Source organism: Pseudomonas sp. NPDC090233 (genome assembly GCF_044772285.1).
In the GTDB taxonomy this organism is placed as follows: Bacteria; Pseudomonadota; Gammaproteobacteria; order Pseudomonadales; family Pseudomonadaceae; genus Aquipseudomonas.
This window is the reverse complement of sequence record NZ_JBIVYQ010000003.1, coordinates 400,796-425,945: the sequence shown is the minus strand read 5'-3', so window position 1 is coordinate 425,945 and position 25,150 is coordinate 400,796. Positions and strand designations below refer to the sequence as shown.

Below are 25,150 nucleotides of genomic sequence, written 5' to 3'. Positions count from 1 at the left end.
ATAGGAGATACTCAATGAAGTTGCCGATCTACCTCGATTACTCCGCGACCACGCCGGTCGATCCCCGTGTCGCCCAGAAGATGGCCGACTGCCTGCTGGTCGACGGTAACTTCGGTAACCCGGCCTCGCGTTCCCACGTGTTCGGCTGGAAAGCCGAAGAAGCGGTCGAGAACGGCCGTCGCCAGGTGGCCGAGCTGATCAACGCCGACCCGCGCGAGATCGTCTGGACCAGCGGTGCCACCGAGTCCGACAACCTCGCCCTGAAAGGCGTGGCGCACTTCTATCAGACCAAGGGCAAGCACATCATTACCTCCAAGATCGAGCACAAGGCGGTCCTGGATACCGCTCGCCAGCTCGAGCGTGAAGGTTTCGAAGTCACCTACCTTGAGCCAGGCGAAGACGGCATCGTCACCCCGGCCCAGGTCGAAGCCGTGCTGCGCGACGACACCATTCTGGTCTCGCTGATGCACGTCAACAACGAAGTCGGCTCGATCAACGACATCGCCGCCATCGGTGAGCTGACCCGTTCGCGCGGCGTGTTGTTCCACGTCGACGCCGCCCAGTCGGCCGGCAAGGTCGAAATCGACCTGCAGAAGCTGAAGGTCGACCTGATGTCGTTCTCGGCGCACAAGGTCTACGGCCCGAAAGGTATCGGCGCGCTGTATGTAAGCCGCAAGCCGCGTGTGCGTCTGGAAGCGATCATCCACGGCGGTGGCCATGAGCGCGGCATGCGTTCGGGCACCCTGCCGACCCACCAGATCGTCGGCATGGGCGAAGCGTTCGCCATTGCCAAGCAGGAAATGGCTGCAGAAAACGTCCGCATCAAGGCCCTGAGCGACCGCTTCTTCAAGCAGGTCTCGGACCTCGAAGAGCTGTACGTCAACGGCAGCCAGACCCAGCGCGTGCCGCACAACCTGAACCTGAGCTTCAACTACGTCGAAGGCGAATCGCTGCTGATGTCGCTGAAAGACATCGCCGTATCGTCCGGTTCGGCCTGCACCTCCGCTTCGCTCGAGCCGTCGTACGTACTGCGCGCTCTGGGCCGTAACGACGAGCTGGCGCACAGCTCGATCCGCTTCTCCTTCGGCCGTTTCACCAGCGAAGAAGAAGTCGACTACGCCGCGCAGAAAGTCTGCGAGGCGGTCAACAAGCTGCGTGAATTGTCGCCGCTGTGGGACATGTACAAAGACGGCGTCGACATCTCCAAGATCGAGTGGGCCGCCCACTAAGCAGTCGCCGGCAAGAGCGGCTCCCTGATGAGGAAGGAATTGCACCATGGCATACAGTGAAAAGGTCATCGACCACTACGAAAACCCACGCAACGTCGGCAAGATGAATGCCGAGGACCCGGATGTCGGTACCGGCATGGTCGGCGCCCCAGCGTGCGGTGACGTGATGCGTCTGCAGATCAAGGTCAACGAGCAGGGCGTCATCGAAGATGCCAAGTTCAAGACCTACGGCTGCGGTTCGGCCATCGCTTCCAGCTCCCTCGCCACCGAGTGGATGAAGGGCAAGACCCTGGACGAAGCCGAAACCATCAAGAACACCCAGCTGGCGGAAGAACTGGCGTTGCCGCCAGTCAAGATCCACTGCTCGGTACTCGCCGAAGATGCCATCAAGGCAGCCGTTCGCGATTACAAGCAGAAGAAAGGCTTGATCTAAGCCGCCCGTTGCAAGGTAAGAGGTAAGGAGTTCCGATGGCTATCAGCATGACAGAAGCCGCCGCCAACCACGTGCGGCGTTCCCTGGATGGGCGCGGCAAGGGCGAGGGTATCCGCCTGGCCGTGCGTACCACCGGCTGCTCGGGCCTGGCCTACGTGCTGGAGTTCGTCGACGAGCTGGCCGCAGAGGACCAGGTGTTCGAGAACCACGGCGTGAAGGTCATCATCGACCCCAAGAGCCTGGTGTACCTCGATGGCACCGAGCTCGACTTCGTCAAGGAAGGGTTGAACGAAGGCTTCAAGTTCAACAACCCCAACGTGCGCGGTGAGTGTGGCTGCGGCGAAAGCTTCAACGTCTGAGGCTGGCTGTGGGTACTCCTTGTCATTACGCTCTGTTTGATCTCCAGCCGTGCTTCCGGCTGGACCTCGACAAGTTGGCCACTCGCTACCGCGAGTTGGCCCGTGAGGTCCATCCCGACCGTTTTGCCGACGCTTCCGAGCGTGAGCAGCGGGTAGCGCTGGAAAAGTCCGCGGCCCTCAACGACGCCTACCAGACCCTGCGCAGTGCGCCGCGCCGTGCCCGCTACCTGCTGGCCATTGGCGGTCACGAAGTGCCCCAGGAGGTCACGGTCCACGACCCTGACTTCCTGCTGCAGCAGATGCAGTGGCGTGAAGAGCTCGAAGAGCTGCAGGACGAAGCCGACCTCGACGGCGTGGCCGTGTTCAAGAAGCGCCTCAAAGGTGCCCAGGACACGCTGAACGAGGATTTCGCCGCCTGCTGGGATGTGCCTGCCGAGCGCGACAAGGCCGAGCGCCTGATGCGCCGCATGCAGTTCCTCGACAAGCTCGCTCAAGAAGTGCGCCAACTGGAAGAGCGCCTCGACGATTAACCCGGCGTTGCCCGTGACGACGCCTAAGGTATTCAGATAAGCATGGCCCTACTGCAGATCGCCGAACCCGGTCAAAGCCCCCAGCCGCACCAGCGCCGCCTGGCGGTGGGAATCGACCTGGGTACCACCAATTCTCTGGTCGCTGCCGTGCGCAGCGGTCGCAGCGAGCCCCTGCCCGATGTGCAGGGCAACGTCATTCTGCCCTCCGCAGTGCGTTACCTGGCTGACCACAACGAGGTCGGCCTGGCTGCGCGCGAGGCGGCCGCCAGCGACCCGCTGAACACCGTGCTTTCGGTCAAGCGCCTGATGGGGCGCGGCCTGGCCGATGTGAAGCAGTTGGGCGAGCAGTTGCCGTACCGCTTCATTGGCGGCGAATCGCACATGCCGTTCATCGATACGGTCCAAGGCCCGAAAAGCCCGGTGCAAGTGTCCGCCGACATCCTCAAGGTGCTGCGCGAGCGCGCTGAAGCGACTCTGGGTGGTGATCTGGTCGGTGCGGTGATCACCGTGCCGGCGTATTTCGACGATGCCCAGCGCCAGGCGACCAAGGATGCGGCCAAGCTGGCCGGGCTGAACGTGCTGCGTCTGCTCAACGAGCCGACTGCCGCTGCCGTGGCCTATGGCCTGGACCAGAATGCCGAAGGCCTGGTGGCCATCTATGACCTGGGTGGCGGTACTTTCGACATTTCCATCCTGCGCCTGACTGCCGGTGTCTTCGAAGTGCTGGCGACCGGTGGCGACACCGCCCTGGGTGGCGACGATTTCGATCACGCCATTGCCGGTTGGATCATCGAGCAGGCTGGGTTGTCCTCCGACCTCGACCCGTCCACCCAGCGCCAGCTGCTGCAAGCTGCCTGCGCCGCCAAGGAAGCCCTGACCGATGCCGACGTGGTCAGCGTCAGTCATGGCGCCTGGCAGGGCGAACTGAGCCGCGCCGCTTTCGAGGCCATGATCGAGCCGCTGATCGCCCGCAGCCTCAAGGCTTGCCGCCGCGCCGTACGCGACAGCGGTGTCGAGCTTGAGGAAGTGGGTGCGGTGGTCATGGTCGGTGGTTCGACCCGCGTGCCGCGTGTGCGTGAGGCGGTTGGTACGCTGTTCGGCCGCACCCCGCTGACGTCGATCGACCCCGACCAGGTGGTCGCCATCGGCGCTGCCATCCAGGCCGACACCCTCGCCGGAAACCGCCGCGAAGGTGGCGAACTGCTGTTGCTCGACGTCATCCCGCTGTCCCTGGGGCTTGAGACCATGGGCGGGCTGATGGAGAAGGTGATCCCGCGCAACACCACCATTCCGGTAGCGCGCGCCCAGGAATTCACCACCTATAAAGATGGCCAGTCGGCCATGATGATCCACGTGCTGCAAGGCGAGCGCGAGCTGATCAGCGATTGCCGCTCGCTGGCGCGCTTCGAGCTGCGTGGCATCCCCGCTATGGTTGCCGGTGCGGCGAAAATCCGCGTCACCTTCCAGGTCGATGCCGACGGCCTGCTCAGCGTCGCTGCCCGCGAACTGGGCTCGGGCGTCGAGGCTGGCATCCAGGTCAAACCGTCCTACGGCCTGACCGACGGCGAAATCGCACGCATGCTCAAGGACTCCTTCGAGCACGCCGGCACCGACAAGCAGGCCCGCCAGTTGCGTGAGCACCAGGTCGACGGCGAACGCCTGCTCGAAGCGGTACAGGGCGCCCTGGACGCCGATGGCGAGCGCCTGCTCAGCAGTGAAGAGCGCGAAGCCATCGAATTCCAGATGCAAGAACTACGTGATTTGCTGACCGGCACCGATGGCCCCGCCATCGAGCAACAGACCAAGCGTCTGTCGCAGGTGACCGATGCATTTGCCGCCCGTCGCCTTGATTCGACGGTCAAAGCCGCACTGGCCGGGCGCAACCTGAATGAGATCGAGGAGTAACCGATGCCGCTGGTGACATTCCTGCCGCACGAGAAATTCTGCCCCGAGGGGCTGACCGTGGAGGTGCCGGTCGGGACCAACATCCTGGAGCTGGCCCACGACCATCACATCGAGATGGAAAGCGCCTGCGGTGGCGTCAAGGCCTGCACCACATGCCACTGTATTGTTCGCAAAGGTTTCGACTCGCTCGAAGAAGCCGACGAGCTGGAAGAAGACATGCTGGACAAGGCCTGGGGCCTGGAGGCCCAGTCGCGCCTCGGCTGCCAGGTGGTCGTGGCGGATGAAGACCTGACCATCGAGATCCCCAAATATTCGCTCAACCACGCTGCCGAAGCGCCGCACTGAGGAGTTTGGCATGAGTCTGAAATGGGTTGATGTACTTGAGATCGCCATCCAGCTTGCAGAAAGCAAGCCGGACGTCGATCCTCGTTATGTGAATTTCGTAGACCTGCACCGCTGGGTCCTGGCCTTGCCAGCGTTTAGCGACGATCCGTCACGTGGCGGTGAGAAAGTGCTGGAGGCCATCCAGGCGGCCTGGATCGACGAAGCCGACTAAGCGTGACACCGCAGGTTAGGCAATCCCTATGAACCCGCGTATAATTCGCGGGTTTAATTTTTCGCAATACTCATATTCTGGAGTTTTCCATGGCTGTTCAACGTACTTTCTCGATCATCAAGCCTGACGCCGTTGCCAAAAACGTTATCGGCAAGATCACCACTCGCTTCGAAGACGCCGGCCTGAAAATCGTTGCTTCGAAAATCAAGCAACTGTCCAAAGCCGAAGCCGAAGGCTTCTACGCTGAGCACAGCGAGCGCGGCTTCTTCGGTGACCTGGTTGCCTTCATGACTTCCGGTCCAGTCGTTGTTCAGGTTCTGGAAGGCGAAAACGCCATCGCTCTGAACCGTGAGCTGATGGGCGCCACCAACCCTAAAGAAGCTGCTGCCGGCACCATCCGTGCTGACTTCGCCGAGTCGATCGACGCCAACGCCGTTCACGGTTCGGACTCCGAAGCTGCCGCTGCTCGCGAAATCGCTTACTTCTTCGCTGCTACCGAGGTAACCACTCGCTAAGCGAAAGCTTACGGGTGAGGGTGAATCCATGACGACATCTACTGGCAAAATCAACCTGTTGGGTCTGACCCAGCCGGAAATGGAACAATTCTTCGACTCAATCGGGGAGAAGCGCTTCCGTGCCGGCCAGGTGATGAAATGGATTCACCATTTTGGCGTCGATGATTTCGCCGCCATGACGAACGTCGGCAAGGCCTTGCGCGAAAAGCTCGAGGCCGTTGCCGAAATTCGTCCTCCGGAAGTGGTCAGTGAAGACATTTCCGCCGACGGCACCCGTAAATGGGTGATCCGCGTTGCCTCCGGCAGCTGCGTCGAGACCGTCTACATTCCTACCGACGACCGCGGCACCTTGTGCGTATCGTCGCAAGCCGGCTGCGCCCTGGACTGCAGTTTCTGCTCCACCGGCAAGCAAGGCTTCAACAGCAACCTCACCGCCGCCGAAGTGATCGGCCAGGTGTGGCTTGCCAACAAATCCTTCGGGACCGTCCCGGCCAAAGTCGACCGCGCGATTACCAACGTGGTGATGATGGGCATGGGCGAGCCTCTGCTGAATTTCGACAATGTCATCGCCGCCATGAAAATCATGATGGATGACCTGGGGTATGGCATTTCCAAGCGTCGCGTCACCCTGTCCACCTCGGGCGTGGTGCCGATGATCGACGAGCTGGCCAAGCACATCGACGTGTCGCTGGCCCTGTCGCTGCACGCGCCGAACGACGAACTGCGCAATCAGCTGGTGCCGATCAACAAGAAGTACCCGTTGAAGGTGCTGCTGGAATCGTGCATGGGCTACATGGCCACCTTGGGTGGCAAGCGTGTGCTGACGGTCGAGTACACCTTGCTCAAGGACGTCAACGACCAGCCTGAGCATGCCGCGCAGATGATCGAACTGCTGCGTGACGTGCCGTGCAAGATCAACCTGATCCCGTTCAACCCGTTCCCGCATTCCGGTTACGAGCGCCCAAGCAACAATGCTATTCGCCGTTTCCAGGATATGCTCCACCACGGTGGTTTCAACGTCACCACGCGAACCACCCGTGGCGACGACATCGACGCTGCCTGTGGCCAGCTGGTCGGTCAGGTCAATGACCGCACCCGCCGCAGCGAGCGCTACATCGCCGTACGCCAGCTCTCTGCCGACGCTGAGCTTGCAGACAGCGCCGTGCGCCACTGAGTAAGGGCCACCATGACCTTGCGCACCGCGCTGTCGATCCTTGCGCTTTTGCTGCTGGCCGGCTGTGTGTCGGGTGGCGCAAGTGACCCCCTGGCCAATCGCCAGGGGCGAGTGGAGGCAGGGCGAGCGTACGTGCAGTTGGGGCTTGGCTATTTGCAACAAGGTTTGACGGAGCAGGCCAAGGCTCCACTGGGCAAGGCACTGGCGCTGGACGCCAAAGATGCCGACGCCCACGCTGCGCTGGCTTTGGTGTTCCAGGCCGAAGGCGAGCCCTCGCTGGCTGAGGAACACTTCAAAAAAGCGCTGTCGGCGCGCTCGGACGACACGCGAATTCGCAACAATTACGGCAGTTTCCTATATGCTCAGCAGCGTTTCGCCGAAGCCGAGCAGATGTTTCGCCAGGCCAGCGCCGATACCCTGTATCCTGAACGCTCGCGAGTGTACGAGAACCTTGGCCTGACGGCCTTGCAGCTCGACAACCGTGACCAGGCTCAGGCGTATCTGACCAAGGCCTTGCAACTCAACCAGCGGCAACCCAGGGCGTTGCTGGAAATGGCTGAGTTGTCCTACGAAAACAGGCATTATGTGCCGGCGCAGGACTACTACGATCGTTTCAGCCAGCTGAGCGATCACAGTGCCCGCAGCCTCTTGCTGGGTAGCCGTCTTGCCCGGGTGTTCGACGAGCAGGGCACACTGGCCGACCTGGGTCAGCAATTACAACGACTTTATCCCGGTACGCCGGAATATCAGCAATACCTGTCGGAGCAACGATGAAAGCCGCGCATCCCGAAGTAGCAGCAGCGACTGGCCAGAACCCCGGTGAGCTGTTGCGCCAGGCCCGCGAAAAACGGGAGTGGTCGCAAGCCGAGGTGGCCCGCAAGCTCAACCTCACCGTAAGTTCGCTGAACCACGTGGAATCCGGCGCCTTCGACAAGCTGCCAGGTCATACCTTCGCCCGTGGCTATATCCGTGCCTACGCCAAACTCATGGACCTGGACCAGGCGCCGCTGGTCGAGGCCTTCGATCAGTACACCGGTACCCATGCCAAGGGCAGCGACGTGCATTCGCTGGGCCGCATCGAAGAGCCGGTGCGCCTGTCGCACAACATCCTGCGCGGTGTCAGCCTGTTGCTGCTGCTTACCGTGGTCGGCGGCAGCTTCATCTGGTGGCAGGACCAGGGCAGTCTGCCTGGCAAAGACCTGGCCAAGATTGCGCTGGAGCATGTCGAAGTCGAAAGCGCCGACGGCACCACCCAGATTCACCCGCTGGACGAGCCTGAAGACCAGGCCGTGAGCGTGGGCCAGCAGGCCGAGAGTGCGCCGCTGCCGCTGCAGCAGGCCCCAGCCGAGCCGGTTGCCGAAGCCACCAGCGAAGCCGCTCCAGCCGCTCCAGCCGCTGCAGCACCCGCTCCGGTACAGCAGGCCCCAGCACAAACCGCAGCATCGACTGCGACACCCGTTGCACCTGCCGCCCCGGTAGCCCAGGCCGCCCCAGTGGTACCCGCAGCCAGCGTGCCGACTGTCGCCGCTGCCGCCGAGCCTGCCGCCGCACCCGCTGGCAGCGCCAAGGTCGCGATCCAGTTCACTGCCGATTGCTGGACCCAGGTCTCCGACGGCAACGGCAAGGTGCTGTTCAGCGCCATCAAGCGCAAGGGCGACAACCTGGAACTGACCGGCAAGCCGCCGTTCGCGGTCCGCCTGGGCTTTGCCCGTGGTGCCCAGGTCAGCTACAACGGCCAGGCCGTCGATGTTGCCCCGTTCACCAGTGGCGAGACCGCTCGCCTGAAGTTGGGACAGTAAGTCATGCACGGCGAATCTCCGATCAAACGTCGCGAATCCCGCAAAATCTGGGTCGGCAATGTGCCGGTGGGTGGTGATGCCCCCATCGCGGTGCAGAGCATGACCAACACCGATACCAACGACGTCGCCGCCACCGTGGGGCAGATCCAGCGCCTGGTCGATGCCGGCGTCGACATCGTCCGCGTTTCGGTACCAGACATGGACGCCGCCGAGGCATTCGGCAAGATCAAGAAGTTGGTCAGCGTGCCCCTGGTCGCCGACATCCATTTCGACTACAAGATCGCCCTGCGCGTGGCCGAACTGGGCGTCGATTGCCTGCGCATCAACCCAGGCAACATCGGCCGTGAAGACCGTGTGAAGGCAGTGGTCGATGCCGCTCGCGATCGCGGTATCCCGATCCGCATCGGGGTCAACGCCGGCTCCCTGGAAAAAGACCTGCAGAAGAAGTACGGCGAGCCGACCCCAGCCGCGCTGGTCGAGTCTGCCTTGCGCCACGTCGAGCACCTCGACCGTCTGAATTTCCAGGACTTCAAGGTCAGCGTAAAAGCCTCCGACGTGTTCATGGCCGTCGAGGCTTACCGCCTGCTGGCCAAGCAGATCATCCAGCCGCTGCACTTAGGGATCACCGAAGCCGGTGGCCTGCGCTCGGGCACGGTGAAATCCGCTGTCGGCCTCGGTATGCTGCTGGCCGAAGGCATCGGCGATACCATCCGTATTTCCCTGGCGGCCGACCCGGTTGAGGAAGTGAAGGTCGGTTACGACATCCTCAAGTCGTTGCACCTGCGTTCGCGTGGCATCAACTTCATCGCCTGCCCGAGCTGCTCGCGGCAGAACTTCGATGTGGTAAAGACCATGAACGAGCTGGAAGGGCGCCTGGAAGACCTGTTGGTACCGCTGGACGTGGCGGTGATCGGTTGCGTGGTCAATGGCCCCGGCGAAGCCAAGGAAGCCCACGTCGGGCTGACCGGTGGCACGCCGAACCTGATCTACATCGACGGCAAGCCGGCGCAGAAGCTGACCAATGACAACCTGGTCGATGAGCTGGAAAAGCTCATCCGCCAGAAAGCGGCCGAAAAGGTCGAGGCCGAAGCGGCGCTGATCGCCCGCGGCTGACACACAGATTCGTAAGGACTTTTCGTGAGCAAATCGCTGCAAGCCATCCGTGGCATGAACGACATCCTGCCAGAGCAGTCGCCGCTGTGGCGCTACTTCGAAGGCACCGTGGCCGGCCTACTGGATACCTACGGGTACAGCCAGATCCGCACGCCGATCGTCGAGTTCACCGAGCTGTTCAAGCGCTCCATCGGTGAAGTCACCGACATCGTCGAAAAAGAGATGTACACCTTCGAGGACCGCAACGGCGACTCGCTGACCCTGCGCCCCGAAGGTACCGCCGCCTGCGTGCGCGCGGTGCTCGAACACGGCATCACCGGCAATGGTCAGGTGCAGAAACTGTGGTACATCGGCCAGATGTTCCGCCACGAACGCCCGCAGAAAGGCCGCTACCGCCAGTTCCACCAGATCGGCGTGGAAGTGTTCAACCTGGACGGTCCGGATATCGACGCCGAACTGATCATGCTGACCTGGCGCCTGTGGGGCCTGCTCGGCATCCAGGACGCGGTCAAGCTCGAATTGAACAGCCTGGGCACCAGCGAAGCCCGTGCCCGCTACCGTGACGCGCTGGTCGAGTTTCTCTCGGCGCGCCTGGAGCAGCTCGACGAAGACAGCCAGCGCCGTCTCAAGAGCAACCCGCTGCGCATCCTCGACAGCAAGGACCAGGGCACCCAGGCGGTACTGGTTGGTGCGCCGAAGCTGGAAGACTACCTCGACGAAGATTCCCGCATGCACTTCGAGGGCCTCAAGGCCCGCCTGGACGCCGCCGGTATCCCGTTCGTGATCAACACCAAGCTGGTGCGTGGCCTGGACTATTACAGCAAGACCGTGTTCGAGTGGGTCACGGACAAGCTCGGCGCCCAGGGCACCGTCTGTGCCGGTGGCCGCTACGATGGCCTGGTCGAGCAGATGGGCGGCAAGCCGACCACTGGCGTTGGCTTCGCCATGGGTATCGAGCGCCTGATCCTGCTGCTGGAAACCCTCGGCAAGGTGCCGGAGTCCATCAACCGCCAGATCGACGTTTACCTGTGCGCCTTCGGCGAACAGGCCGAGCTGGCTGGCCTGCGCCTGTCCGAAGCCCTGCGTGATCGCCTGCCGGGCCTGCGCCTGGCGGTCAACGCCGGCGGCGGCAGCTTCAAGAGCCAGTTCAAGAAAGCCGACAAGAGCGGCGCGCTGTTTGCCCTGATCCTGGGCGACGACGAGCTGGCCAAGCAAGAGATCGGCCTCAAGCCCCTGCGTGGTCAGGGCGAACAACAGAACATTGCCTGGGATGCTCTGGCTGAGCACCTGGAAACCGCGATCGCTCAGGCGTAACGCGGTTCAACAACGAATAGGCGAAAAGGAGTATTGGGGTGTCGAGTACCGATGATGATGACCTGGCAGGGGTCAAGGACTGGTGGAACCGCAACGGCAAGCCGCTGCTGACCGGCGCGTTGCTGGCCGGTGTGGTGGTGCTGGGCTGGAATACCTGGCAGAAGTACCAGAGCAACCAGTCGCAAGGCGCCTCGCAGCTGTATCAGGCGCTGCTTGAAACCAGCCTGACGCCGAGCGGCCAGCCAGATGCGACCAAGGTCGCGGAACTGTCCGGCAAGCTCAAGAGCGAATTCGGCGGTACCGCCTACGCCCAATACGGCAGCCTGTTCGTGGCCAAGGTCGCGGTAGAAAGCGGCAAGCTCGATGACGCCGCTGCCGAGCTCAAGGCGGTGCTGGACAAGCCGGCCGACGTCACCCTGGGCGAGATCTCGCGCCAGCGCCTGGCTCGCGTGCTTGCGGCCCAGGACAAGGCCGAAGATGCGCTCAAGCTGCTCGACGGCGACGCCGACAAGGCCTTCCTCGCCAGCCGTGAAGAATTGAAGGGTGACCTGCTGGTGCAACTGGGTCGCGCTGACGATGCCCACAGTGCTTATGAAAAAGCCAAGGCTGCGCTTTCTGATGAAGCAGCGGTCGGTGGCCTGCAACTGAAGCTGGATGACCTGGCCAAAGGGGACGCGTGACGTGATCGGTTGGAAACAAGCAGCAGTGCTGACCCTGGCCGTACTGGCCGCAGGTTGCAGCAGCAACAGCAAGAAGGAACTGCCTCCGGCCGAGCTGACCAAGTTCACCGAAGAAGTGGTGCTGAAAAAGCAGTGGAGCCGTTCGATCGGTGACGGCCAGGGCGAGACGTACAACACCCTGGTACCGGCCATCGAAAACGACCGTATCTACGCCTCCGACGTCAACGGCGAAGTCTTTGCCCTCGACCGCCTCACCGGTGACGTGGTGTGGAAGAAGGATCTGGAGCTGCCGGTTTCCGGCGCCGTTGGCGTAGGCTACGGCCTGGTCATGCTCGGCACCCTCAAGGGTGAAGTGATTGCCCTGGACTCCAGCACCGGTGAAGAACGCTGGCGCTCGCGCGTTACCAGTGAAGTGCTGGCGCCGCCTGCCAACAACGGTGACGTTGTGGTGGTGCAGACCCAGGACGACCGCCTGATCGGCCTCGATGCCGCGACCGGTGACCGCCGCTGGATCTACGAGAACACCCCGGCCGTTTTGACCCTGCGTGGCACCGGTGCGCCGATCGCCACCAACCGCCTGGCCGTCGCCGGCCTGTCCACCGGCAAGGTGGTGGCGGTGGATATCAACAACGGCGTGCCGGTGTGGGAGAGCCGTGTGGCCATCCCGCAGGGCCGTTCCGAGTTGGACCGCGTGGTCGATATCGACGGCGGCCTGCTGTTGTCCGGTGGTACTCTGTACGTCAGCACCTACCAGGGCCGCGTTGCGGGCCTGGACCTGGAAAGCGGCCGTGTGGTCTGGCAGCGTGATGCGTCCAGCTACGTGGGTGTCGCCCAGGGTTACGGCAACGTCTATGTCAGCGAAGCTTCGGGTACTGTCGAGAGCGTCGACGAGCGCTCTTCCAGCGCCCTGTGGACCAACGATTCGATGGCGCGCCGTCAGTTGTCGGCTCCGGAAGTCTTCTCCAGCTATGTGGCTGTCGGTGACTTCGAAGGTTACCTGCACCTGCTCAGCCAGGTCGACGGCCGTTTCGTCGGCCGTGAACGTATCGACAGCGATGGCCTGCGCGCCCGCCCACTTGTGGTCGGCGACACCATCTACGTCTTTGGCAACAGCGGCAAGCTCGAGGCACTGACCATCCGCTGAAGCTATGCTTGAAGCCTTGGCGGGCTTCAAGCTGCGGCGTAGGACACGCCGCCCGAACTCCGGCCGCTGCACTGCAGCGGCCTTTGCATTTTCAAGAATTCAAGAATGGAGAGCCGCATGGTTCCCGTAATCGCCCTGGTGGGACGGCCGAACGTCGGCAAATCCACCATGTTCAACCGCCTGACCAAAACCCGCGATGCCATCGTCGGTGACCTGTCGGGCCTGACCCGTGACCGCCAGTATGGTGATGCCAGCTGGCAGGGTCGTTCGTACATCCTGATCGACACCGGTGGTATCACCGGTGACGAAGTGGGCATGGACGAGAAGATGGCCGAGCAGTCGCTGATGGCCATCGAAGAAGCCGACTATGTGCTGTTTCTGGTCGATGCCCGTGCGGGCATGACTGCGGCAGACCAGATGATTGCCGAGCACCTGCGCAAGCGCAACAAGTCGGCGATCCTGGTTGCCAACAAGATCGACAACATCGACGCCGATGTCGCCCGCGCCGAGTTCTCGCCGCTGGGCATGGGCAACGCCATTCCGGTGGCAGGTTCCCAGGGCCGTGGTATCAACCAGCTGATGGAGTCGGTACTGGGTCATATTCCTCGTGATGCCGAGGAAGAAGCCCTGGACCAGGAAGTCGCCGAAGGCGAGGAAGCGGTACGCATCCCTGGCCCGAGCGAAAAGGATGGCATCAAGATCGCCATCATCGGCCGCCCGAACGTGGGCAAGTCGACCCTGGTCAACCGCATGCTCGGCGAAGAGCGCGTGGTGGTCTACGACCAGCCGGGTACCACCCGCGACAGTATCTACATCCCGTTCGAGCGCGATAACGAGAAGTACACCTTCATCGACACCGCCGGGGTGCGCAAGCGCGGCAAGATCCACGAGGAAGTCGAAAAGTTCTCGGTGGTGAAGACCCTGCAGGCGATCAAGGACGCCAACGTGGTGATCTTCGTCATGGATGCCCGCGAAGGTGTGGTCGACCACGACCTCAACCTGCTGGGCTTCGCCCTCGAAGCCGGCCGCGCCATCGTCATCGCCCTGAACAAGTGGGATGGCATGGAGCCGGGTGAGCGCGACTACGTGAAGACCGAGTTGGAGCGTCGGCTGTTCTTCGTCGATTTCGCTGACATCCACTTCATTTCGGCATTGCACGGCACCGGCGTGGGCAACCTGTACAAGTCGGTACAGGCCGCCTTCAAGTCGGCGGTCACCCGCTGGCCAACCAGCCGCCTGACGCAGATTCTCGAAGATGCGGTCAGCGAGCACCAGCCGCCGCTGGTCAACGGCCGCCGCATCAAGCTGCGCTATGCCCACCTGGGTGGTGCCAACCCGCCGCTGATCGTGATCCACGGCAACCAGACCGAGAAGATTCCGAAGTCTTACTCGCGTTACCTGGAAAACACCTACCGCCGTGTGCTCAAGCTGGTCGGTACGCCGATCCGCATCGAGTACAAGGGCGGTGAGAACCCGTACGAGGGTAAGAAGAACACCCTCACCGACCGCCAGGTCAACAAGAAGCGCCGCTTGATGTCGCACCACAAGAAGGCCGAGAAGAAGCGCCGCGACAAGCGCTGATGCCGCGTCGACCGCTTCGCGGCTGAAGCCGCTCCCACAGGATGGGTACAGACCTGTAGGAGCGGCTTCAGCCGCGAAGAGGCCAGTTGATCCAACGCAATCCCCCTATTGTTTCAACCTTTTTCCTGACTGCTCGATCCGCTATGCTCGGACTCCAACCCCGTGCCGGATACACCCCAGGAAAGAGGGCTTCATGATCCGCAGCAAACTGCCGAACGTCGGCACGACCATCTTCACCACCATGTCCCAGCTCGCCGTGCAAACCGGTGCGCTCAACCTTTCCCAGGGTTTTCCCGACTTCAATGGCCCGCAGGCGCTGCTCGATGCGGTCGGCCGCCATGTGTCCGCCGGGCATAACCAGTACGCACCCATGACCGGCTTGCCGGCGCTGCGCCAGCAGGTCGCGGCCAAGGTCGAGCGGCTGTACGGCGCCAAGGTGGATGCCGACCAGGAAGTGACCATCACCCCAGGTGCCACCGAGGCGATCTTCTGCGCCATCCAGGCTGTGATCCACCCCGGTGATGAGGTGATCGTCTTCGACCCGTGCTACGACAGCTACGAGCCATCCGTGGAGCTGGCCGGTGGCCGCTGCGTGCATGTGCAACTGAGCGACGGCGATTTTCGTATCGACTGGCAGCGCTTCAGCGATGCCTTGAGTCCGGGTACGCGCATGGTCATCCTCAACTCGCCGCACAACCCCAGCGGCGCGCTGATCACCGCTGAAGACCTCGACCAACTGGCGCAGTTGATCGCAGATCGGGATATCTACCTGGTCAGCGACGAGGTCTACGAGCATCTGGTCTACGACGGCGTACGCCACGCCAGCGTGCTGGCACATCAAGCACTCTATGAAAGGGCCTTCGTGGTCAGTTCGTTCGGCAAGACCTACCATGTCACCGGTTGGAAAACCGGCTATGTCATTGCCCCTGCGGCCTTGAGCGCCGAGCTGCGCAAGGTGCATCAGTACGTCAACTTCTGCGGGGTCACGCCGTTGCAGTGCGCGCTGGCCGATTTCATGGCCGAGCATCCGCAGCACCTCGACGAGCTGCCAGGCTTCTACCAGGCCAAGCGCGACCTGTTCTGCGACCTGCTGCAAAGCTCGCGTTTCAGTTTCCAGCGCACGGCCGGCACCTACTTCCAACTGGTGGATTATTCGCAGATTCGCCCGGACCTGAACGACGTCGACATGGCCTTGTGGCTGACCCGCGAACACGGCGTGGCGACCATTCCGGTGTCGGTTTTCTACCAGCAACCCATCCCCGAGCAACGCCTGGTACGCCTGTGCTTTGCCAAACGTGAGGAGACGCTGCGTCAGGCAGCGGAAAAACTATGCGCGATCTGAGTGCACTGCCCAACCTGAAAATCGCCCTGGTGCAGACCACCCTGGCCTGGCACGACCGCGAGGCCAATTACGCGCACTTCGAGGTGTTGCTCGACCAGGCCGGTGATGCCGACCTGGTGATTTTGCCCGAGATGTTCACCACCGGCTTTTCCATGGAATCGGAGCGCCTCGCTGAGCCTGAGAACGGCCCCACCTACAAATGGCTCAAGGCCCATGCCAAGCGCATCAACGCAGTGATCACCGGCAGCGTGATCATCCAGGCCGCCGATGGCAGCCACCGCAACCGCCTGCTGTGGGCACGCCCGGACGGTGAGATTCTGCACTACGACAAGCGCCACCTGTTCCGCATGGCTGGCGAGCACAAGCACTACACCCCCGGTGAGCGCCAGGTACAGTTCGAAATCAAGGGTTGGCGAGTACGCCCGCTGATCTGCTACGACCTGCGCTTCCCGGTGTGGAGCCGCGATGCCCAGGACACCGATCTGCTGCTGTACACCGCCAACTGGCCAAAGGCGCGGCGCGCTCACTGGAATCGCCTGTTGCCCGCGCGGGGCATCGAGAACCTGTGCTTCGTGGCAGCGGTGAACCGGGTGGGGACTGATGGCAAGGGTTTCGCTTATTCAGGCGACAGCCAGGTGCTGGACTTCCAGGGCGAGAGGTTGCTCAACGCCGGTGAAGCAGATGGGGTGTTCATGGTTGAGCTGTGGGCGCAGCAATTAGCGGAATACCGGAGCCGCTTCCCGGCCAATATGGATGCCGACAGCTTCGAGCTGCATTGAATCAGTACCGGCCCTTTCGCGGGGCAAGCCCGCTCCCACAGGTACACCGCAGATTCCTGTGGGAGCGGGCTTGCCCCGCGAAAGGGCCTGCACTGACTAGTACACATCCCGCCGATAGCGCCCATCTTCAATCAGTTGCTCGACCACGGCTTCACCCAACATGCCCTTGAGCGCCGCATCAACGCCGGCAGCCATGCCTTGCAGGCTGCCGCAGACATACACACAAGCCCCCTCGGTCACCCAGCGCTTGAACTCATCGGCCTGCTGCAGCAACACATCCTGCACATACACCTTCTCGGCCTGATCGCGCGAAAACGCCAGGTCCAGCCGCGCAAGGTCGCCGTTGTCCAGCCACCTTTGCAATTCATCACCGCAAAGCAGGTCATGCGCCCGGTTACGCTCACCAAACAGCAGCCAGTTGCGCTGTTCGCCGGCATTGATCCGCGCCCTTAGAAGACTGCGAAGGCCCGCCAGGCCGGTACCGTTGCCGATCAGGATCATCGGCGCAGCGCTTTCAGGCAGATGGAAGCCACTGTTACGCCGTAAGCGCAGGCTCAGGGTGCCATCCACCGGCAGGTATTCGGTCAGCCAGCCAGAGCCCAGGCCAAGGTTGCCGTCGGCGTGGCGCTCCTGGCGTACGATCAGTTCCAGCACACCATCGCTGGCAATCGAAGCGATGGAGTATTCGCGGCTGCCGATCGGTACCAGCGCATCGATCAGCGCCTGTGGCTGCAAACCGATCAGGTGATCGCGGCGTGTGGGAAGCTGGCGGCCTGCCAGGGCCTGGCCGAGGGTTTCGCTCAGGCCATCGAGCTGCACCTTCGCGTTGGCATCCAGCGCCATACCGCTAAGGAATGCCTGCACACGCGGCTGGCCATTGAGCGGCAGTATCTCCACAAGATCTCCGGCCTCCCAGCTGGCAGGGGCCTCGGGACGCAGGCCGAGCAGGTACACAGGCTGGCCTTGGCTACCTGGGTTGAGCAGCGTGCGGCTGACCAGGCTCCAGTTGCCAAAACTCGGCGGTTGCCAGGCAGCGACAGGCTGGGCGCCCGTCAGCTGGGCCAGTTCCTGATGCCATTGCTGCAAGGCGGCCTGGTCGGCGTTATCCACTTCCACCGGGCTGAACGCGCTGCTGGCACCGCGCTCGCCGAGCCAGGCCTGCAGGCGTCGGGCAAAGCCGCAGAAGTGCGGGTACTGGCGGTCACCGAGGGCCAGTACGGCGTAGCTCAAACCGTTCAAGGCCCAGGGCTGGCCCAGTACCTTGCGCTCGAAACCACGGGCGCTGTCGGGCGCTTCGCCGTCGCCGAAGGTGCTGACCACGAACAGCGCGCGGCGAGCCTGGCGCAGGTCGTCTTCGCCCAGCTCCGCCAGCGCACGCACTTGCACCGGCAGGCCGGCGGCCTGCAGTTGGCAGGCGCTCTGCCAGGCCAGTTGCTCGGCGAAACCGCTTTGGCTGGCGAAGCCTATCAGCCAGTTGTCGCCGCTTGCATTGGCGCTGGCGACGTTGCCACGGGCGGCGCGGACCTGGCGTTTCTTGCGGCGGCGGTCGAGGTACAGCAGCCAGCCGGTGACGAAGAACAGCGGCATGGTCAGGCTGGCGATGGTGACGATGATGCGCCCCGGCAGTCCGAAGTATTCACCCACGTGCAAGGCGTAGACGCTTTGCAGCAGCTGAGCCTTGAAGGACTTGTCGGTATAGCGATCGTGGCTTTTTACCTGGCCGGTGGCTGGGTCCAGCACCAGGGTGTTGAAGGCGCGCGGGTGCGCCGCGTCGTCGAGCAGGTAGAACAGGTTGGCCGGCTGGCCGCCCGCAGGCGGCAGGCGCAGGTTGTACATGGCCAGGCCCGGGCCTGCAGCGTCCTTGAGGTTGGCCCAGATGGCGTCGTAGTCGACCACCAGCGGCGGGGCATTCTTGTCGACTTTCTGCGGCCCGTGGCGACCACGGCCTTCGCCACGTTTTTGCTGCTGGCCGGCGGCGGGGGCGTCGGCCAGCAGTTTGTTCAGGCCTTTGCGGTACCACTCGTAGGACCAGAACAACCCGGTCAGCGCGAACAGGAGGTAGAACAGCAGGCACCAGGTGCCGGCCACCGCATGCAGGTCCCAATTGAAGGCGCGGCCTTTCTTGGCCCAATCGAAGGTCAACCAGGTGCGCCAGTTCAACGCCTTGCGCGGCCAACGCAGATACAGGCCGGAGAGGCAGAAGAACACCAGCATCAGGGTGCAGGCGCCGGTGATCTGGCGGCCCGTGTCGCCCATTGCCAGGAAGCGGTGCAGGGTGAGCATCAGTTGGAAGAAGCCTTGCCCGGCGACTTCACCCTTGAGCTCACCCGTATAAGGGTCGGCGTAGCGCAGTTCGCCACGGCGCTCGCCCGGTGGCGGGGTGAAGAAGACCCGCGCGGCATTGCCTTCACGCACATCGACCCAGAGCATCGACACCTTGTCGCCTTGCTCGGCCTCGACCTTGCGCACCAGCTCGGCCGGCGGCAGCACGCCTTCAGCGCGTACTTCAACCTTCAGCACATCGGCGTTGAACGCGCGCAGCAGTTCTTCCTGGAACGAGTACAGCGCTCCGGTGATGCCCATCAAGGCCAGCACCAGGCCAGCGGTGATGCCAAAGAACCAGTGCAATTGAAACAGCGTCTTCTTCACCACGTCGATCACCTTGTGTTGCTGCCGCAGCCTGCGCGGCGTGCATTATGCCTTGATACGCAAAAGCCCCGCTCACTGGAATGAACGGGGCTTGGGGTTGCTGCTTTAGAAGTGGACGCTGGTGGTCAGCAGTGCGGTCCGGCCCGCCGCCTGATTGGCGAAGTGGGTGGAGAACGCTTTGTCGTAGTAGACCTCGTTGGTGAGGTTCTGCACGTTCAGCTGCAGGTCGACGTTCTTGGTCAGCTTGTAGGCGGCCATTGCGTCGTAGCGGACGTAGCTGTCGACCATGGTGGTGTTGGCCACGCTGCCGTAGACGTCATCCACGTAGAACGCGCCGCCACCGATGGTCAGCTTCGGCGTGATCGCATAAGTGGTCCACAGGCTTGCGCTGTTGTTCGGCGTGTTCGGCAGCTGGTTGCCGTCGTTGGCCTTGCCCAGCGGGCCGCCGTCGATCTGGCGGGCCTGCATGTAGGTATAGCCGGCGAACACCTGCCACTTGTCGGTCAGCTTGCCGCTGGCCGACAGCTCGATGCCCTGCACGCGGGTTTCGCCGACGTTTTCGTAGGTGGTGGTGTCCACCTGTACGCGGGCGTTTTCCTTTTCGGTGCGGAACAGCGCGGCGGCCAGGGACAGGCGCTGGTCGAGCAGGTCCCACTTGGTGCCGATTTCGTAGTTGGTGGTTTCTTCCGGCTCCATGTCGCTGCTCAGCAGGTTGCCGTTGCGGTCGGTCGAGCCGCCCAGTGGGTTGCCTTCCATGCCTTCGCCGAGCATCGCGCCGGGTGGCGTGGCCGAGGTGGCATAGGACACATAGATGCTGCCGTTCTCGGCCGGCTTCCACACCAGGCCCAGCTGGCCGGTGACGAATTCGCTGACGTCCTTGCCCTTGGCAGTGGTGGTACCCGCTGCGTTGTAGGTCTTGTAGTCCGTGTCGAAGTGGTCGTAGCGCAGGCCCATGTTGAGCAGCCAATCCGGAGTCAGCTCCAGGGTGTCGAACACGTAGAGTGCGCGGGTCTTGCTGTTGGTGGTGGTGCCGGCGTAGTTGCGGGCGATGCTGCCGTTCCACGGATCGTCCGGGTTCGGGTTGCTCAGCGAGGTGCAGTTGTAGCCGCTGCTGGCGCCGATCATGCTCGGGGTGCAGTTGGTGTTCGCGGCGCCGCCAGGCACGGTGTCGGTGTTGACGGTGTAAGAGGAGCGATCGCTCTCTTCACGGCTCAGCTCGATACCGGTGGAGAAGCTGTTCTTCAGGCCACCCACATAGAACTCACCGAACAGGTCGGTCTGGTTGGTGGTGGTGGCGGTGTTGCCAACGCGAGTGTTGGCGCGGCGCCAGACGCTGCCGTTGTTGACGTTGCCCTTGCTGTCGTCAGGCTGGGTGAGGATGTAGTCCTGCATGCTGTTGCCGTGACGCAGGGTGTTCTTGACGGTCAGCGAGTCGGTCAGGTCGTGCTCGATGGCGAAGGTGGCGATGTCGACGCGGCTCTTGCGGAAGTCGCGGCCGGTCAGGCCATAGAAGTTGTCGCTGTCGCCGCCGTCGTTGGGCTTGCTCGGGTGTGCCGAGGTGCGTGCGCCGCTGCCACCGGTCGGGATGGTGTACGGGATGCCCGAATCCGGCAGGTCGTCGCTTTCCAAGTGGTAGTAGTCAAGGTTGACGCGGGTCGGCGTGCCCAGGCCGAAGGCCAGGGACGGAGCGATACCCCAACGGTCGTAGTTGACCTTGTCACGGCCGGCGACGTTGCTTTCGTGGGTCATCAGGTTCAGGCGGCCGGCTACGGAGTCGCTGAACTGGTAGTTGCCATCGAAGGTGTAGCGCTGGGTCTGGTCGCTGCCCCAGGTCCAGGCGCCATCCAGCGAGTTGCCCAGGTGCGCACGCTTGCTCACCAGGTTGATGGTGCCGCCAGCGGCGCCGCGGCCACCGATGGCCGAGTTCGGGCCCTTGGCCACTTCAACCGATTCGATGGCGAAGATTTCGCGGGTCTGTGCGCCGGTGTCGCGCACGCCGTCCAGGTAGGTGTCACCCTGAGCGTCGAAACCACGGATGAACGGGCGGTCGCCTTGCGGGTTGCCGCCTTCGCCAGCACCGAAGGTGATGCCAGGTACGGTGCGCAGGGCGTCCTGCAGGCTCAGGGCATTGGTGTCCTTGATCACTTGCTGCGGAATGACGGTGACCGAGCGCGGGGTGTCCACCAACGGTGCGGTGTACTTCTGCGAGGAGGCCTTTTCGACCTTGTAATCGGTGCTGGCCTGTTCAGCCTTGCCATTGACACTGGTCGCGTCGAGGGTGACGGCGTTGTTGGCGGCTGGATCGGCGGCATAAGCGCTCGAAGCGCTGAGGGCGACGCCGATGGCGGTGACGATCAGGCGTGGTGAACTCACTGCAGATGGTACGTGACGCATTTTTATTGGCCTTCCCCAAGGTGTGAAGGCGGCGGATCATAGTGTAAGCGATTGTAACTAACAATTGAGACTCGTTACCATTCGCGAGGAATTTACAATCTTTACAAATTCTCTTTACGGTTACGGCAGGCTGAAACGTCTAAGGCGCCGAAAGGGCTTGTATCGCGCGAAAGGGAATCAATATCATTGGCGCCTTTACATTTCTTGACGGTGCCGCCGCCATGCTGCTTCACATTCCCGGCTTGTTCGACAGCGAAGAGCTTGCCCGCATCCGCGAAGCCCTGGAGCAGGCCGACTGGGCCGACGGTAAGGTCACGGCCGGTTACCAGTCGGCCAAGGCCAAGCACAACCTGCAACTCCCGGAAGGTCATGCGCTGGCCAAGGAAATCGGCGCTGCGCTGATTGATCGCTTGTGGAAAACCCCGCGTTTCATGTCGGCGGCGCTGCCGCACAAGGTGTTCCCGCCGCTGATCAACTGCTACCGCGAAGGTGGCAACTTCGGCTTCCACATCGACAACGCCCTGCGTCAGCCCAAGGGCAGCCCGGAGCGGGTGCGCACCGATCTTTCCTCGACCCTGTTTCTCAGCGACCCTGACAGCTACGACGGCGGCGAGCTGGTGATCCAGGACACCTATGGGGTACAACAGATCAAGCTGGCCGCCGGCGACCTGGTGCTGTACCCCGGCACCAGCTTGCACAAGGTCAACCCGGTGACCCGAGGTGTGCGCTATGCGGCGTTCTTCTGGACCCAGAGCCTGGTGCGCGAAGACAGCCAGCGGGCGTTGCTGTTCGAGATGGACAACGCCATCCAGCAACTCACCGCCGATGTGCCCGAGCACCCCTCGTTGCTGCAACTGACCGGCACCTACCACAACCTGTTGCGCCGTTGGGCTGAGGTCTGATCCGTGTCCTATCAATTGCGTCGTGAGGAAGTGGTGGATGTCGCAGGCCTGCAGGCCATGCTCGAGGACAGCCCCGGCAAGGCGGCTCAGGCGATTCTGGCGGCAGCCGGGCAGGGCGTGATCGAGGCGCAGTTGTTGCTCGGGCAGATCTTGCTCGATGGACGTGGTATCGAGCAGGATGCCGCCGTTGCGCGAAGCTGGTTCGGCATCGCCGCGCAGGGCGGTAGTGCCATGGCCCACAACATGCTCGGACGTTGCCTGGAACATGGCTGGGGTGGTGAGGTGGGCTTGAGCCAGGCCGCCATTCACTATGCGAAGGCGGCCGACGCTGGCCTGGATTGGGGCCTTTACAATCTGGGCAACCTGCTGGCTACCGGGCGTGGGGTGCCGGCCAATCAGGCCCAGGCATTGACGTGTTACGAAAAGGCCGCGCAGATGGGCCATGCCAAATCGATGAACCTCTACGGGCGTTACCTGGAGCAGGGCATCGCCACCGTGGCCAACCCGGTGCGAGCGGTGCGCTGGTATCGGCGCTCGGCCGAGGCGGGAGACTTTCGTGGAATGTTCAGTCTGGCGACGGCACTGATCGAGCGTGGCCAACAGGGGGAGGCCGAGTTATGGCTTGAGCGTGCGCGAATAGAAGGGAATTTGAACTTCCTTCGCAATGCGCTCGCGACCTTGGCAAAGGCTGGACCGCAGTTGGAAAACCATGCGCGTGCTTACGCGGCTGAGATCGAACAGCGCACACGCCCGTAGTGGTAATCGTAACTAGCGGGGATATCGTTGTTGCTTCAAAGCGTCTGTTGCGCTCCGTACTTTCGAGTTGTCGGCCAACGGGGTCGTCGCTCGAACGAGGAGCTCTTAATGAAAGACGTGATCAAAGTTCAGCCTCAGGTCCGTTTGTCTCTGTTGCGAGACAAGCGCAAGCACGCTGTTTTAATTAATAGTGATGGATGGGTGCAGGTAGGTGAGGAAGGCGCCCCCGGACAGACCTTCTCGCTCTTGCCGGGCAAGCACCTCAGCAGCGCTGACGACATCGTGTACGAGATTCATAGCCCATCCGGCAAGCAGATAATCGTGGGCGACTCAGACGCTTTGCAAGAATCTTCGGAGCTAATCCCGCCACCCGTTCCTGCCTATCGCATCATTCGCACACGTTCTACGTCAGACGTTAACTCGTCGTACCAGGTGAAGTTGCAAGCCCTGGATAATCGATTTGTTGAAGCCTATGACGATGCGAGTATCTCTTATTGGGATGAGGCGCAGCAAAAGCAGAAGAAAAGACAGCAGTACAAGCCCGGCAAGCAACTTCGCTTGTTGCATGACGACTTCGTAGAACCCGATACATTCATTCTGGAGTGGCTTGATCCACCGGTCAGTGGTGAACAATAAACGCGGTTATCAAGGCTGTCCCAACGCGTGGCAGTCTTTGAACCTGTTTTGAAAGCGCCCCGCATTGCATCCTGCGGGGCGCTTTTGAACCTGCCTTGTACTTACAGGTAGTAAGCCTTCAGCGGTGGGAAGCCGTTGAATTCCACCGCGCTGTAGCTGGTGGTGTAAGCACCGGTCGACAGCCAGTACAGGCGGTCACCGATGGCCAGGTTCAGTGGCAGGCCGTACTTGTAGTTTTCGTACATGATGTCGGCGCTGTCGCAGGTTGGGCCGGCGATCACCACTTCTTCGGCTTCGCCTTTCTTCTCGGTCCAGATCGGGAACTTGATGGCTTCGTCCATGGTTTCGATCAGGCCGGAGAACTTGCCCACGTCGGTGTAGATCCAGCGCTCGACGGCGGTGCGCGACTTGCGTGCCACCAGCACCACTTCGCTGACCAGGATACCGGCGTTGGCGATCAGCGAGCGGCCAGGTTCCAGGATGATTTCCGGCAGGTTGTCACCGAAGTCTTCCTTGAGAAAGCGGATGATCTCTTCGGCGTAGGTTTCCAGGCTGTTGGTACGGGTGATGTAGTTGGCCGGGAAGCCGCCGCCCATGTTGATCAGCTTCAGCTCGATGCCGTCTTCTTCCTTCAGGCGCTCGAAGATCACCTTGACCTTGGCGATGGCGGCGTCCCACACGCTGATGTCGCGCTGCTGCGAACCCACGTGGAAGGAGATGCCGTATGGCACCAGGCCCAGGTCGCGGGCGAGGATCAGCAGGTCCATGGCCATGTCGGTCTGGCAGCCGAATTTGCGCGACAGCGGCCAGTCGGCCGTGGTGGAGCCTTCGGTGAGGATACGCACGTAAACCTTGGAGCCCGGCGCGGCCTTGGCGATGTTGCGCAGGTCGGCTTCGGAGTCGGTGGCATACAGGCGCACGCCCTTCTCATAGAAGTAGCGGATGTCCTTGGACTTCTTGATGGTGTTGCCGTAGCTGATGCGATCGGCGCTGACGCCACGGTCCATCACCTTGTCCAGCTCGTAGATCGAGGCGATGTCGAAGCTCGAACCTTTCTCTTTCAGCAGGTCGATGATCTCGACCGCCGGGTTGGCCTTGACCGCGTAGTAGACCTTGGCGAATTCGAAACCGGCGCGCAGGTCATCGTAGGCCTGGCTGATCATCTGGGTATCGATGAGTACGAACGGGGTTTCCTGCTTGTCGGCAAACGCCTTCATTTTCTGGAAGGTGTCACGCGCGAAATAATCTTCGACCTGGATCGACATGCTCAGGGACTCCATGGGCAAACTGAAAAGATAAGTGGCTGCAAACTGAACGTCCTCCGTATCCCCACTTTGGTTCGCCTACTCAGTACTTGAGC

General features: G+C 62.3%; 24 protein-coding genes. 21 read left to right on the top strand and 3 right to left on the bottom strand.

The genetic code is table 11. The features are described 5' to 3' along the window. Window positions 1-14: 14 nt before the first annotated feature. The 18 genes from ACIQUF_RS10120 to ACIQUF_RS10035 all read left to right on the top strand — a co-directional run bounded on the left by ACIQUF_RS10120 (window position 15) and on the right by ACIQUF_RS10035 (window position 16,453). On the top strand, window positions 15-1,229 hold the full coding sequence (locus ACIQUF_RS10120; protein WP_400797491.1) for an IscS subfamily cysteine desulfurase: 1,215 nt from the start codon (window positions 15-17) through the stop codon (window positions 1,227-1,229). A 46-nt stretch (window positions 1,230-1,275) separates the two neighbouring features. After that, window positions 1,276-1,662 carry a Fe-S cluster assembly scaffold IscU gene (gene iscU / locus ACIQUF_RS10115; protein ID WP_003248539.1) on the top strand — a complete coding sequence of 129 codons (387 nt, stop codon included), beginning with the start codon at window positions 1,276-1,278 and terminating at the stop codon, window positions 1,660-1,662. A 35-nt stretch (window positions 1,663-1,697) separates the two neighbouring features. After that, window positions 1,698-2,021: an iron-sulfur cluster assembly protein IscA gene (iscA, locus tag ACIQUF_RS10110; protein WP_403131077.1), complete on the top strand. Its 324-nt coding sequence runs from the start codon at window positions 1,698-1,700 to the stop codon at window positions 2,019-2,021. A gap of 8 nt (window positions 2,022-2,029) precedes the next feature. After that, entirely contained in the window at window positions 2,030-2,551 is a 522-nt protein-coding gene (gene hscB / locus ACIQUF_RS10105) for a co-chaperone HscB (RefSeq protein ID WP_016501398.1), read from the top strand. Between the two features lie 42 nt (window positions 2,552-2,593). Then, window positions 2,594-4,456 carry a Fe-S protein assembly chaperone HscA gene (hscA, locus tag ACIQUF_RS10100; RefSeq protein WP_403131076.1) on the top strand — a complete coding sequence of 621 codons (1,863 nt, stop codon included), beginning with the start codon at window positions 2,594-2,596 and terminating at the stop codon, window positions 4,454-4,456. Between the two features lie 3 nt (window positions 4,457-4,459). Continuing rightward, window positions 4,460-4,801: an ISC system 2Fe-2S type ferredoxin gene (fdx, locus tag ACIQUF_RS10095; protein ID WP_153787457.1), complete on the top strand. Its 342-nt coding sequence runs from the start codon at window positions 4,460-4,462 to the stop codon at window positions 4,799-4,801. Window positions 4,802-4,811: 10 nt separating this feature from the next. After that, window positions 4,812-5,012 carry a Fe-S cluster assembly protein IscX gene (iscX, locus tag ACIQUF_RS10090; protein ID WP_403131075.1) on the top strand — a complete coding sequence of 67 codons (201 nt, stop codon included), beginning with the start codon at window positions 4,812-4,814 and terminating at the stop codon, window positions 5,010-5,012. An 89-nt stretch (window positions 5,013-5,101) separates the two neighbouring features. Then, complete coding sequence (gene ndk, locus ACIQUF_RS10085) at window positions 5,102-5,527, top strand: nucleoside-diphosphate kinase (protein WP_033701183.1); 426 nt, start codon at window positions 5,102-5,104, stop codon at window positions 5,525-5,527. Between the two features lie 28 nt (window positions 5,528-5,555). Next, a complete protein-coding gene (gene rlmN / locus ACIQUF_RS10080; RefSeq protein WP_400797481.1) occupies window positions 5,556-6,701 on the top strand; it encodes a 23S rRNA (adenine(2503)-C(2))-methyltransferase RlmN in 1,146 nt (381 codons plus the stop codon). A 12-nt stretch (window positions 6,702-6,713) separates the two neighbouring features. Further along, on the top strand, window positions 6,714-7,475 hold the full coding sequence (pilW, locus tag ACIQUF_RS10075) for a type IV pilus biogenesis/stability protein PilW (RefSeq protein WP_403131073.1): 762 nt from the start codon (window positions 6,714-6,716) through the stop codon (window positions 7,473-7,475). Beyond that, entirely contained in the window at window positions 7,472-8,500 is a 1,029-nt protein-coding gene (locus tag ACIQUF_RS10070; protein WP_403131071.1) for a RodZ domain-containing protein, read from the top strand. The genes pilW and ACIQUF_RS10070 overlap by 4 nt, the downstream gene beginning before the upstream one ends. A gap of 3 nt (window positions 8,501-8,503) precedes the next feature. Further along, complete coding sequence (gene ispG / locus ACIQUF_RS10065; RefSeq protein WP_400797472.1) at window positions 8,504-9,613, top strand: flavodoxin-dependent (E)-4-hydroxy-3-methylbut-2-enyl-diphosphate synthase; 1,110 nt, start codon at window positions 8,504-8,506, stop codon at window positions 9,611-9,613. 24 nt (window positions 9,614-9,637) lie between these two features. After that, a complete protein-coding gene (hisS, locus tag ACIQUF_RS10060) occupies window positions 9,638-10,927 on the top strand; it encodes a histidine--tRNA ligase (protein WP_403131069.1) in 1,290 nt (429 codons plus the stop codon). A gap of 38 nt (window positions 10,928-10,965) precedes the next feature. Continuing rightward, complete coding sequence (locus ACIQUF_RS10055; protein ID WP_403131067.1) at window positions 10,966-11,607, top strand: tetratricopeptide repeat protein; 642 nt, start codon at window positions 10,966-10,968, stop codon at window positions 11,605-11,607. A gap of 1 nt (window position 11,608) precedes the next feature. Next, window positions 11,609-12,751, top strand: a complete 1,143-nt coding sequence (gene bamB / locus ACIQUF_RS10050; RefSeq protein ID WP_403131398.1) for an outer membrane protein assembly factor BamB — start codon at window positions 11,609-11,611, stop codon at window positions 12,749-12,751. Between the two features lie 117 nt (window positions 12,752-12,868). Then, complete coding sequence (gene der / locus ACIQUF_RS10045) at window positions 12,869-14,332, top strand: ribosome biogenesis GTPase Der (protein WP_403131065.1); 1,464 nt, start codon at window positions 12,869-12,871, stop codon at window positions 14,330-14,332. Between the two features lie 193 nt (window positions 14,333-14,525). Then, window positions 14,526-15,674, top strand: coding sequence for a pyridoxal phosphate-dependent aminotransferase (locus ACIQUF_RS10040; protein ID WP_403131064.1), 1,149 nt, complete (start codon window positions 14,526-14,528; stop codon window positions 15,672-15,674). Beyond that, window positions 15,662-16,453, top strand: coding sequence for an amidohydrolase (locus ACIQUF_RS10035; protein WP_403131063.1), 792 nt, complete (start codon window positions 15,662-15,664; stop codon window positions 16,451-16,453). The genes ACIQUF_RS10040 and ACIQUF_RS10035 overlap by 13 nt, the downstream gene beginning before the upstream one ends. Before the next feature lie 96 nt (window positions 16,454-16,549). On the opposite strand, the gene ACIQUF_RS10030 is transcribed toward ACIQUF_RS10035, so the two are convergent. After that, window positions 16,550-19,105, bottom strand: coding sequence for a PepSY domain-containing protein (locus ACIQUF_RS10030; protein ID WP_403131061.1), 2,556 nt, complete (start codon window positions 19,103-19,105; stop codon window positions 16,550-16,552). 102 nt (window positions 19,106-19,207) lie between these two features. Further along, window positions 19,208-21,496, bottom strand: coding sequence for a TonB-dependent receptor (locus tag ACIQUF_RS10025; protein WP_403131059.1), 2,289 nt, complete (start codon window positions 21,494-21,496; stop codon window positions 19,208-19,210). Window positions 21,497-21,717: 221 nt separating this feature from the next. Here ACIQUF_RS10025 and ACIQUF_RS10020 point away from each other — a divergent pair, with 221 nt between their 5' ends. The 3 genes from ACIQUF_RS10020 to ACIQUF_RS10010 all read left to right on the top strand — a co-directional run bounded on the left by ACIQUF_RS10020 (window position 21,718) and on the right by ACIQUF_RS10010 (window position 23,790). Then, on the top strand, window positions 21,718-22,398 hold the full coding sequence (locus ACIQUF_RS10020) for a Fe2+-dependent dioxygenase (RefSeq protein ID WP_403131057.1): 681 nt from the start codon (window positions 21,718-21,720) through the stop codon (window positions 22,396-22,398). A 3-nt stretch (window positions 22,399-22,401) separates the two neighbouring features. Next, window positions 22,402-23,154 carry a tetratricopeptide repeat protein gene (locus tag ACIQUF_RS10015; RefSeq protein ID WP_403131056.1) on the top strand — a complete coding sequence of 251 codons (753 nt, stop codon included), beginning with the start codon at window positions 22,402-22,404 and terminating at the stop codon, window positions 23,152-23,154. A 108-nt stretch (window positions 23,155-23,262) separates the two neighbouring features. Continuing rightward, a complete protein-coding gene (locus tag ACIQUF_RS10010; RefSeq protein WP_403131055.1) occupies window positions 23,263-23,790 on the top strand; it encodes a hypothetical protein in 528 nt (175 codons plus the stop codon). Window positions 23,791-23,891: 101 nt separating this feature from the next. Here ACIQUF_RS10010 and ACIQUF_RS10005 read toward each other — a convergent pair whose 3' ends face one another. Next, the gene (locus ACIQUF_RS10005) at window positions 23,892-25,055 is read right to left on the bottom strand and encodes a type III PLP-dependent enzyme (protein ID WP_400797444.1); all 1,164 of its coding nucleotides are present in this window, start codon (window positions 25,053-25,055) and stop codon (window positions 23,892-23,894) included. Window positions 25,056-25,150: the final 95 nt, after the last annotated feature.

Coding starts and splice junctions, on each gene's coding strand:
- ndk (WP_033701183.1), top strand. CDS start 5,102: ATGGCTGTTCAACGTACTTTCTCGATCATCAAGCCTGACGCCGTTGCC.
- der (WP_403131065.1), top strand. CDS start 12,869: ATGGTTCCCGTAATCGCCCTGGTGGGACGGCCGAACGTCGGCAAATCC.
- iscA (WP_403131077.1), top strand. CDS start 1,698: ATGGCTATCAGCATGACAGAAGCCGCCGCCAACCACGTGCGGCGTTCC.
- ACIQUF_RS10025 (WP_403131059.1), bottom strand. CDS start 21,496: ATGCGTCACGTACCATCTGCAGTGAGTTCACCACGCCTGATCGTCACC.
- ACIQUF_RS10040 (WP_403131064.1), top strand. CDS start 14,526: ATGATCCGCAGCAAACTGCCGAACGTCGGCACGACCATCTTCACCACC.
- ACIQUF_RS10120 (WP_400797491.1), top strand. CDS start 15: ATGAAGTTGCCGATCTACCTCGATTACTCCGCGACCACGCCGGTCGAT.
- ACIQUF_RS10005 (WP_400797444.1), bottom strand. CDS start 25,055: ATGTCGATCCAGGTCGAAGATTATTTCGCGCGTGACACCTTCCAGAAA.
- ACIQUF_RS10010 (WP_403131055.1), top strand. CDS start 23,263: ATGAAAGACGTGATCAAAGTTCAGCCTCAGGTCCGTTTGTCTCTGTTG.
- rlmN (WP_400797481.1), top strand. CDS start 5,556: ATGACGACATCTACTGGCAAAATCAACCTGTTGGGTCTGACCCAGCCG.
- fdx (WP_153787457.1), top strand. CDS start 4,460: ATGCCGCTGGTGACATTCCTGCCGCACGAGAAATTCTGCCCCGAGGGG.
- iscX (WP_403131075.1), top strand. CDS start 4,812: ATGAGTCTGAAATGGGTTGATGTACTTGAGATCGCCATCCAGCTTGCA.
- ACIQUF_RS10070 (WP_403131071.1), top strand. CDS start 7,472: ATGAAAGCCGCGCATCCCGAAGTAGCAGCAGCGACTGGCCAGAACCCC.
- iscU (WP_003248539.1), top strand. CDS start 1,276: ATGGCATACAGTGAAAAGGTCATCGACCACTACGAAAACCCACGCAAC.
- ACIQUF_RS10020 (WP_403131057.1), top strand. CDS start 21,718: ATGCTGCTTCACATTCCCGGCTTGTTCGACAGCGAAGAGCTTGCCCGC.
- hscA (WP_403131076.1), top strand. CDS start 2,594: ATGGCCCTACTGCAGATCGCCGAACCCGGTCAAAGCCCCCAGCCGCAC.
- pilW (WP_403131073.1), top strand. CDS start 6,714: ATGACCTTGCGCACCGCGCTGTCGATCCTTGCGCTTTTGCTGCTGGCC.
- ACIQUF_RS10035 (WP_403131063.1), top strand. CDS start 15,662: ATGCGCGATCTGAGTGCACTGCCCAACCTGAAAATCGCCCTGGTGCAG.
- ispG (WP_400797472.1), top strand. CDS start 8,504: ATGCACGGCGAATCTCCGATCAAACGTCGCGAATCCCGCAAAATCTGG.